Here is a 9451-nt window from a genome sequence, read left to right on the forward strand (position 1 = left end):
CGGAGTATCTCGGCCTGCGTTTCGATCAGCGGGCGTGAAATCGAGGCAGTTCGACGAACCGAAAGGGAGCTCGACGATGCACGAAACCGGCGGCCCGCACCCAGTGACCGCTGCGGAAGTCGATCGGCTCGCGGCCAATTTCGACCATCTTGATCCGGCTCTCGACAACGACGTTCTGGGGCAGGTCTACGGTCGTCTGCTGGCGGGTTGCCCGGTGGCCAAGACCAGCGCGCACGGAGGCTTCGCGGTCGTTTCGGGTTATGCGCAGCTGGTCGAGGTCGAGAAGGACACGCAGCGGTTCTCGTCGGCGCGGGGAGTGATTCATCCGCCGCATTCAGGACGTCCGCCGAGTATCCCGATCGAATTCGACGGTGCCGAGCACCTCGCGTACCGCAAGCTGTTCATGGAAGTCCTGAGCGTGCCCCGGGTCCGTCGTATCGAGGTGTATCTCCGTGATCTGGTGCGGCTCGTCCTGGACACGTTCGCCACCGCTCCGGACCCGGATTTCGTCCAGCACGTCGCCGTCCAGATCCCGGTTCGTGCGGTCGGCCACCTGCTGGGCTTCGAGGAGTCCGCGAACGAGCAGTTGCAGGCCTTCGCCACGACGATGCTCGAGCAGGCGGGCACCCCCGCCATGACGGAGGCGATGAAGGAGCTCGACGCGCTGGCCGGCGTCCACCTGAAAGAACGCCGCGACCGGCCCGGCGACGACTACCTCACCACGCTCGTGGAGACGGACTTCGGCGGCCGGCCGCTGACCGACGACGAGTTGCTGAACATCATCCGCACGTTCGTCTTCGCCGGCTTCGAGACGACCTCGCGGACCACCGCCGGCCTGGTCCACCATCTCGTGATCCATTCCGAGCTCCAGGAGCGGATGCGGTCGGAGCCGGACGCGATCGAAGGCATTCTCGACGAGGGCCTGCGTCTCTTCCCGCCCGTGCACACCATGTTCCGCACCGTGACGACGCCGACGACGCTGGCGGACACGTCGCTGGCCGAAGGCGAGCGGCTGGTGCTGCTCTACGCGGCGGCCAACCGCGATCCCCGGCAATTCGACGATCCGGATTCATTCCGGCCCGACCGGCCGAACCATCGCCAGCAGATCGCCTTCGGCATCGGGCCGCACTATTGCGCGGGCGCCCCGCTGGCGCGGGCCGAGATCCGCATACTGCTCGAAGAACTCGCGACGCGGCCACGCTTGGAGCTCATCGGTGAACCGCGGTTTCTCCCGCATCTGATGATGGGACAAATGATGGGCGTCGATTACCTGCCGCTCCGATTCCGAGGAGAATAGATCATGAAGTCGGCACTGCTCGTCGCGTTAGGAAAAGACCTCGAGGTCGAGTCGCTCGATCCACTCGCACCGGGGCCGAGAGACGTCGTCGTGGCCGTGGGCGCGAGCGGGATCTGTCACACGGACCTCTCCGTCCGGAACGGCCTTTTCCCCGCCCTGGTCTCCGGACCGATGATCGGTGGGCACGAGGGAGCCGGCACCGTCGTGGAGGTCGGCGACCAGGTCACCCGGGTTGCCGTCGGCGACCGGGTGATCGCGTCCTTCCGGCCGGCCTGCGGCACGTGCGCGTACTGCCTCTCCGACCGCTCGCACCTCTGTGACTCGCTCGGCGGGTTCCTCCGGACGCCACGAGCCCGGCGCCAGGACGGCTCCGAGGCGGTCGCGATGAGCGGGATCGGCACGTTCAGCGACGTGCTGACCTGCAACGAGGCCTCCGTGGTGCGGATCCGGTCCGAGCTGCCGGACGCGCACCTGGCTCTGCTCGGCTGCGGCATGACCACCGGAGTGGGAGCGGTGCTGTTCACCGCGAAGGTCCGTCCGGGCTCGACCGTGGCGGTGGTGGGATGCGGCGGCGTCGGGCAGTCGGTCGTCCAGGGCGCCGCGGTGGCCGGCGCCGCGCGGATCATCGCGGTCGACCCGGTCGAATCCAAACGCCGGACCGCGCGGAAACTGGGCGCGACCGACGTCGTGGACCCGGCCGCGGCCCCGCCCGACGCACAGGTCAAGGAGCTGCTCAAGGGCGGCGGCGTCGACTACGCGTTCGACGTGGTGGGCACGCCGGACATCGTCGCGTCGACGTATCGGATGGTCGGCAAAGGCGGGACGCTCGTCCTGGTCGGATACGGGCCGATGGACGGCGAGTTCCGGGCCCCGGCCTTCGACCTGCAGGCGCAGGAGAAGACCGTGAAGGGCTGTGTCGCCGGTTCCGCGCAGGTCCGGCGTGACTACCAGATGTTCGTTGATCTGATCGAGAGCGGTCGTCTGTCCACCGGCGCGCTCGTCACGCAGGAGATCGCGCTGACCGACGTCAACACCGCCATGGACGCGCTGCTGAAGGGTGAGGTGATCCGCAGTGTCATCACCGCGTTCTGAGCTCGGTTCCCGCCACCGCGAGGAGATCTTCGTCGACGGGAAGTGGGTCCGGACCACCGGCTGGTTGCGTGACGTCGTCTCGCCGTCGACGCTCGAGGTCGTCGGGTGCGCGCCGGACGGGACGACCGAGGACGTCGACCGTGCGGTGGCCGCGGCGCGCCGCGCGTTCGACGACGGGTCCTGGCCGGGTCTGTCGCCCACCGAACGGGTCGGGTACCTCGAACGGGCGAGTGAGCTGTACGCGCGCCGCTCGGGCGAACTCGCCGAGCTGATCACAGCGGAGATGGGCAGCCCGATCACGTTCTCGCGCAACGCGCAGGGTCCGATCGCGCGACACATCCTGAACTACTTCGTGCAACGTGGTCGGCGCTTCGAGACCGAGCAGCAGCGGATCGGACTCAGCCTTCCGGCCGTCGTGCTGCACGAGCCGGTGGGTGTCGTCGCGGCGATCGCGCCGTGGAACTACCCCCAGGCGCTGATGCTGATGAAGATCGCGCCGGCCCTCGTCGCCGGCTGCACGGTGGTCGCCAAGCCCTCGCCCGAAACCGCTCTCGACGGGCTCGTGCTCGCCGAGATCTTCGCGGAGGCCGGTCTGCCGCCCGGTGTGCTCAACGTCGTCCCGGCCGACCGGAAAGCGGGCGAGCACCTGGTCAGCCACCCCAGCGTCGACCGAGTGGCCTTCACCGGCTCGACCCTGGCGGGTAAGCGGATCGCCGAGATCTGCGGTCGTGACCTCCGCCGGTGCACGCTCGAACTCGGCGGGAAGTCGGCCGCGGTCGTCCTCGACGACGCGGACGTCGCCGCCACCATGGCCGGGCTGCGCGACCACGCGTTCCGCAACAGCGGCCAGACCTGTACGAACGAGACCCGGATCCTGGTGCCCCGGTCCCGGCAGCGCGAGTTGGTGGACGCGCTCTGCGAGATGGCGTCGTCCCTGCTGGTGGGGGACCCGACCGACCCCGCCACGGAGATCGGTCCGATGGTCTCCGAGCGGCAGCGCGCCCGGATCGAGGCGTATGTCGGGATCGGACGGGAGGAAGGCGCGACCGTGGCGGTCGGCGGCGGCCGGCCTGCGGGGCTCGGCCCGGGGTGGTACGTCGAGCCGACGGTATTCGTCGATGCGCACAACGGGATGCGCATCGCCCGCGAGGAGATCTTCGGCCCGGTCGTCTGCGTGATCCCGTACGAGGACGAGCGCGAGGCGATCACGATCGCCAACGACTCCGAGTACGGACTCGCGGCCGGGGTCTGGAGCTCCGACACCGACCGTGCGGCGCGGGTCGGCCGTCAGCTCAGGGCGGGAATGATCCTCCTCAACGGCCAGGGCGGGAGCTTCGACGCCCCGTTCGGCGGCATCCGGCAGAGCGGCATCGGGCGGGAGTGCGGCATCGAGGGGCTGCTGGCCTATACCGAGACCAAGCAGATGCCGCTGCTGGGCGCCGGATGACCGACGCGGGCGGCACGTTCTGCCCGGACCGCGAAGTGTTCTTCGACGGCGGGCGGGCACCGGCCGGAGGGAAGGGAGCGTCAGATGATCGCCATCGAGCCGGTCGCGGACGGGACACAACTGCGTCGCGCGTTCGGATGCTTCCCTTCCGGCGTGACCGCGCTGTGCACGCTGGTCGACGGGCAGCCCGTAGGCATGGCCGCCAGTTCGTTCACCTCGGTGTCGCTCGACCCGCCGCTCGTGGCGGTCTGTATCAACCGCACGTCGACGACGTGGCCGTTGCTTCGCCCCTGCCGGCGGGTAGGGCTGAGCGTGCTGGCCGAAGGGCAGGGCGACGCGTGCCGCACACTCGCGAGCAGCCGGCCGGACCGGTTCGCCGGAACCGACTGGTACGCCCGCCCGGAAGGCAGCGTGTTCGTGCACGGTTCGACGGCCTGGCTGGACTGCTCGGTCTTCGACGAGGTCCTCGCCGGTGACCACGTCGTCGTGTTACTCGAGATCCACGGTGTGGGAGCGGATCCCGACATTCCGCCACTCGTGTTCCACGGCAGCGCATTCCGCCGCCTGGCCCGGGTCTGAGCAGGTTCCACCAGCCGGGTGAGGGTCATGAGTCCCTCGGATCGATACACAGCCGGTCGAAGCTGCTAGCAAGCGGAGTACTGGTACCGGCCGACCCTGTTCGGCCGGCCGGCCACGGCCGATACTCGGTCGAGTCGGCCTGCGGCGACACGGACTACCCGCGCGAGTCGGGGACGACCGAGCCCCTCGGAGGAACAGTGCCCGACGCAGTGATCGTCGACGCCGTGCGTACGCCCATCGGCAAGCGCAACGGCACCTTGTCCGACGTCCATCCCGCCGATCTTTCCGCCGCGGTGTTGCGTGCTCTGGCCGAGCGGACGGGGATCGACCCGGCTCTCGTCGACGACGTGGTGTGGGGGTGCGTGAACCAGGTCGGTGATCAGGCCGCGCAGATCGGCCGCTACGCCGTCCTGGCGGCCGGCTGGCCCGAGTCGGTGCCGGGCATCACGCTGAACCGGGCGTGCGGCTCCAGCCAGTCGGCGTTCGACTTCGCGGCGGGCATGGTGCTCGCCGGCCAGTACGACCTGGTCGTCGCCGGCGGGGTGGAGACGATGACCCGGGTTCCCCTGGGATCCGGACGAGATCTCGGCCGCCCGTTCGGGGCCCTCGTCCGTGAGCGTTACGCCGCGGATCTGACCAGCGGCGAATTCCCCGGTGAGGACTTCAACCAGGGGGTCGGCGCGGAGCGGATCGCCCGGCACTGGGGACTGTCCCGCGCCCGGCTGGACGAGTACGCCGCCCGCTCCCACGAACTGGCGGCGGCGGCGATCGACGGGGGTGCCTTCGCGGATCAGCTGGCCGCGGTGCCCGGCCATCCGGACTTCACGGCGGACGAGGGGCTGCGTCGCGGTACCACGGCCGAGAAACTCGCCGCGCTCGTACCGTCGTTCCGGGAGGGCGGCGTGATCCACGCGGGCAATTCTTCACAGATCTCCGACGGCGCATCGGCGGTGCTGATCGCCGCTCCCGAACGGGCCCGCGAACTCGGGCTCACCCCGATCGCCCGCTACCACTCGGGTGCGGTGGCCGGTTCCGACCCGCTCATGATGCTGACCGCACCGATTCCGGCCACGCACAAGGTGCTCGCTCGTTCCGGTTTGTCCATCCGGGACATCGGGGCGTTCGAGGTCAACGAGGCGTTCGCGCCGGTTCCGCTGGCCTGGCAGGAAGAACTGGGCGTGACCGACGAGGTGCTCAACCCGCTCGGCGGTGCGATCGCCGTCGGGCACCCACTCGGTGCCTCGGGCACGGTCCTGCTGACCCGGCTGCTGCATCACCTGCGTGACCAGGACATCCGCTACGGGCTGCAAACGATGTGCGAGGGCGGTGGCACCGCGAACGCCACGATCGTCGAGCTGCTCCGGTGACGGCCGAGCTGGAACGCGGGCTGGCTGCCCTGCTCCGGCCCGGAACGCGAGTGGCGCTGGGCGACGGCTGCGGTACACCGCGGGCAGCCCACGGTGCGTTGGGCCGGGCCGCGACCGGCCGGGACGTCGGTTTGCTGCTCGGCTGGATGCCGGTGCTCGCGCCGGAGCTGGACCCGGCCGCGTTCGCGGACGTCCGAGTGCTGCTGGGCGGGCCCGGCGCCCGGGCGATCGTGGAGTCCGGGGCCGCGCACGCCGTTCCGGCGCGGCTGTCGGCGCTGCCCGCCCTGCTGGCCGGTCCGCTGCGACCGGACCTGCTGGTGGCTACCGTCGTCCGGAGGCCGGACGGCTGGCATTTCGCCGCCGAGGTCTCCTACCTGCGAGGGCTCGTCACTGCGGGCGTGCCGGTCGCCGCCGTCGTCTCCACCGCTGCCCCGTGTGCGGACGCCGGGCCGGCGCTGCCGGACGAGGCCGTGACGGTCGTCGGAGAGACCGACGAACTGCCCGCTGAGCTGCCCGTGCCCCGGCCCACCGAGACGGACGTGCGGATCGCCCGACGAGTCGCGCCGCTCGTCCCGGAGGGTGCCCGGCTCCAGATCGGGCCGGGACGCCTGGCCCGGGCGATCGTGGCCGAGATGCGGGTACCGGTCCGGGTCGACTCGGGCCAGCTCCCGGACTCCGTGTTGGACCTCGACGCGCGCGGCCTGCTGCTCGGTGAGCCGGTGGCGACCTATCTGGCCGGCTCGCGGGCGCTCTACGACTGGGCCGACGGCCGGCCGATCCTGCGACCGGTCGAGGAGACCCACGACATCGGCCGGCTCGCCGCGCCCGGCGCCCCGCCGTTGATCGCGGTCAATCTGGCGCTGGAGATGGACCTCGACGGTCAGGTCAACGTCGAGGGGATCGGCGGTGCGGCGCTCGGCATGATCGGCGGTCACCCCGATTTCGCTGCTGCGGGCGTGCGTGGTCCAGGGCTGTCGGTGATCGCCCTGCCGAGCCGGCACGCCACCGGATCGACGCTGGTGGAGCGGTTGTCGAGGCCGGTGACCACCGCGTCGCACGACGTGGAGGTGGTCGTCACCGAGCACGGGATCGCCGATCTGCGCGGTCTGGATCGCGGCGAGCGCCGCCGGGCGCTGCGCGGTCTGTGGGAGGGCGCCACCGGCCGTCGGTCCGGCTCGCCCGGCGGTTCGATCGAGCCGTGAGGTGGAGCCGCACCACCGGCGCTGTGACGCCGCCGTCAGATCGTTGCCCAGCTGAAGAGGTTGTTGCGAGCGCCGGCTTGACAGGTGTACTGGATGAGGCCCACTCCGTTGCCGGTCTGACTCCCCGGCACGTTCAGGCACTTGCTGCTGTTCCGGTTGCGGAGCTGGTAGTAGTCGATGCCACCGCTGGTCACCTTGTTGACCGGAAGCCAGTCGTACGCCGCTGAGGTGCCGCACGTCCACTCGGTGATCGGTGCACTCTCGGCCATCGATCCGCCGGAGACGCTCATGCACCAGCCGGTGTGCTCGTCGATGAGGTGGTACCACCCGGTCGAGTTCGGGGCGAACGTCCAGGTGGTGGTGTCGCAATAGCCCTGCGTCACCCGGGCGCCGTGGCTGTAACTGGCCGGCTGCAGGCACCTGCCCGAGTTCCAGTTCCAGATCTCCCAGTGGTAAGAGGGCGCGGCGGACGCCCCGCCCGGCGTCGCCACGAGACCGGCCGCGATTGCGCCCAGCGTCAGTAAGACGGCCGTCAGCTTCTTGCCCATCGTGCACCCCGCAGTCGCCCGGTCCGCGAATCCCGGAGCGTACTCCGCCGGCCGGTCTCGCGTCCTCGATCGCGCGCGATCGGCTCAGCCGACGTCGTCCGGATGCGGCGGCGGGTGTCCCATGTCGACATACGTCGCAGCCCCCTCCGCGGTGGCTTGGCGCGGCCTCGCAGGGATGTCAGAACTGCGCCATCGTGACCGCGATTTCATAGCGCCTGGCAGAACTCTGACACAGATCTACGCCCTCTTCTAGGGGATTCGTGCGTGGGCCGACGTGACGGCTACAGAGTTGGAACAGCGAAGAAATGTCAGAGTAATGACGCACGGTCAATCTGCTCTCACCTGCAGCAGCCAGCTGCACCTGGCTGGCGGCACGGGGGCGGGGGAGCTCGGACGTCGGCGGCTCGCTCCGGACATCTGCCTTCACACGCTCCGCCGTGCCGGGACCCCGGCGTCACGCCCCCTTCCCCAGGAACGGAGTTCTCACCTATGTCCATCACCAGCAAGCGGCTGCGCTCGCTCGTGGCCACGGGCGCCATCGGGATGACGATGGTTCTCGTGCTCGCCGGCTGTGGCAGCCGAGCCGGCGACGAGACGGCCACCGACGGGAAGGCTTCGACGACCAGCTGCGTCGACACCTCCGGCGGCACCATCAAGCTCGGCTTCCTCAACTCGCTCACCGGCGGTATGGCGATCTCCGAGAAGACCGTCTCCAACGTGCTGCACATGGCCGCCGACGAGATCAACGCCGGCGGCGGCATCCTCAAAAAGAAGATCGAGTACGTCCAGGAGGACGGCGCCACCGACTGGCCCACCTTCGCGGAGAAGACCGAGAAGCTGCTCACCCAGGACTGCGTCGGCGCGATCTTCGGCGGCTGGACCTCGTCGTCCCGCAAGGCCGTCAAGCCGGTCGTCGAGAAGAACAACGGGCTGTTCTTCTACCCGGTGCAGTACGAGGGCCTCGAGGCGTCGAAGAACATCTACTACACCGGCGCGACCACGAACCAGCAGATCATCCCGGCGATGGACTTCCTCAAGGCCCGCGGGGTGAAGACGCTGTTCCTGGCCGGCAGCGACTACGTCTTCCCGCGCACCGCGAACGCGATCATCAAGCTGTACGCGGCCAAGCTCGGCATCAAGATCGTCGGCGAGGAGTACGTCCCCCTCGACAAGGACGACTGGACCAGCCAGGTCGCGAAGATCGTCAAGGCCAAGCCCGACTTCATCTTCAACACCATCAACGGCTCGTCGAACGTCGGCTTCATCAAGGCCTACTACGACGCCGGCCTCACCGCCGCGAAGACGCCGATCATCTCGGTGTCGATCGCCGAGGAAGAGGCGCCGGCGATGGGCCACTCGGTCACCGGGCACTACGCGTCCTGGAACTACTTCGAGTCGCTCAAGACCCCCACGAACCCGAAGTTCATCAAGGACTGGAAGGCCTACCCGAACTCGAGCGGCGTCACCTCCGACCCGATGGAGGCCGCCTACATCTCGCTGTACCTGTACAAGGCTCTCGTCGAGGCGGCCGGCTCGTTCGACGTCGACAAGGTGAACGCCGCGGCGAAGTCGAACACGATCACGTTCGACGCACCGGAGGGCAAGGTCACGCTCGACGGCGAGAACCACCACATCTCGAAGCCGGGCCACATCGGCCAGATCAACGCCGACAACCAGTTCAACATCGTCTGGGCCTCCGACGAGTTCATCAAGCCCGACCCGTACCTCAAGGGCTACGACTGGTTCCCGGCCAACGTCCGTGACCAGCTCGTGGACGCCGCCGGCTGATCGTCGGAAACCGTGGGGTTGGGGGGGCCGGCCGGCCCGGCCCCCCCCCCCCCCAACCCCCCGAACACCGCCCGCGGGGCGGGGTGCAGCGGAGCACCATACCCACAAACCTAGGCCACCAACAGAAACCC

General features: G+C 69.5%; 8 protein-coding genes. 7 read left to right on the plus strand and 1 reads right to left on the minus strand.

Annotated elements, in window-relative coordinates; genetic code table 11:
* Positions 1-76: 76 nt before the first annotated feature.
* The 6 genes from ACIBZJ_RS27785 (at position 77) to ACIBZJ_RS27810 (ending at position 6984) form a co-directional block, all read left to right on the plus strand.
* Positions 77-1297: a cytochrome P450 gene (locus tag ACIBZJ_RS27785; RefSeq protein ID WP_395934594.1), complete on the plus strand. Its 1221-nt coding sequence runs from the start codon at positions 77-79 to the stop codon at positions 1295-1297.
* A gap of 3 nt (positions 1298-1300) precedes the next feature.
* Positions 1301-2389, plus strand: a complete 1089-nt coding sequence (locus ACIBZJ_RS27790) for a zinc-binding dehydrogenase (RefSeq protein WP_395934596.1) — start codon at positions 1301-1303, stop codon at positions 2387-2389.
* Positions 2370-3836, plus strand: coding sequence for an aldehyde dehydrogenase (locus ACIBZJ_RS27795; RefSeq protein WP_395934598.1), 1467 nt, complete (start codon positions 2370-2372; stop codon positions 3834-3836). The genes ACIBZJ_RS27790 and ACIBZJ_RS27795 overlap by 20 nt, the downstream gene beginning before the upstream one ends.
* Positions 3837-3920: 84 nt before the next feature.
* Entirely contained in the window at positions 3921-4415 is a 495-nt protein-coding gene (locus ACIBZJ_RS27800) for a flavin reductase family protein (protein WP_395934600.1), read from the plus strand.
* 197 nt (positions 4416-4612) lie between these two features.
* Entirely contained in the window at positions 4613-5782 is a 1170-nt protein-coding gene (locus ACIBZJ_RS27805; RefSeq protein ID WP_395934602.1) for a thiolase family protein, read from the plus strand.
* A complete protein-coding gene (locus ACIBZJ_RS27810; RefSeq protein ID WP_395934604.1) occupies positions 5779-6984 on the plus strand; it encodes an acetyl-CoA hydrolase/transferase C-terminal domain-containing protein in 1206 nt (401 codons plus the stop codon). The genes ACIBZJ_RS27805 and ACIBZJ_RS27810 overlap by 4 nt, the downstream gene beginning before the upstream one ends.
* 35 nt (positions 6985-7019) lie before the next feature.
* Here the strand turns inward: ACIBZJ_RS27810 and ACIBZJ_RS27815 are convergent, their stop codons facing one another.
* A complete protein-coding gene (locus ACIBZJ_RS27815; protein ID WP_395934606.1) occupies positions 7020-7532 on the minus strand; it encodes an RICIN domain-containing protein in 513 nt (170 codons plus the stop codon).
* 489 nt (positions 7533-8021) lie between these two features.
* On the opposite strand from ACIBZJ_RS27815, the gene urtA reads away from it, so the two are divergent.
* Positions 8022-9320, plus strand: a complete 1299-nt coding sequence (gene urtA, locus ACIBZJ_RS27820; RefSeq protein WP_395934608.1) for an urea ABC transporter substrate-binding protein — start codon at positions 8022-8024, stop codon at positions 9318-9320.
* The last annotated feature ends 131 nt before the right edge of the window (positions 9321-9451 follow it).

It is taken from the genome of Cryptosporangium sp. NPDC051539 (genome assembly GCF_044454545.1).
Classification (GTDB): domain Bacteria; phylum Actinomycetota; class Actinomycetes; order Mycobacteriales; family Cryptosporangiaceae; genus Cryptosporangium.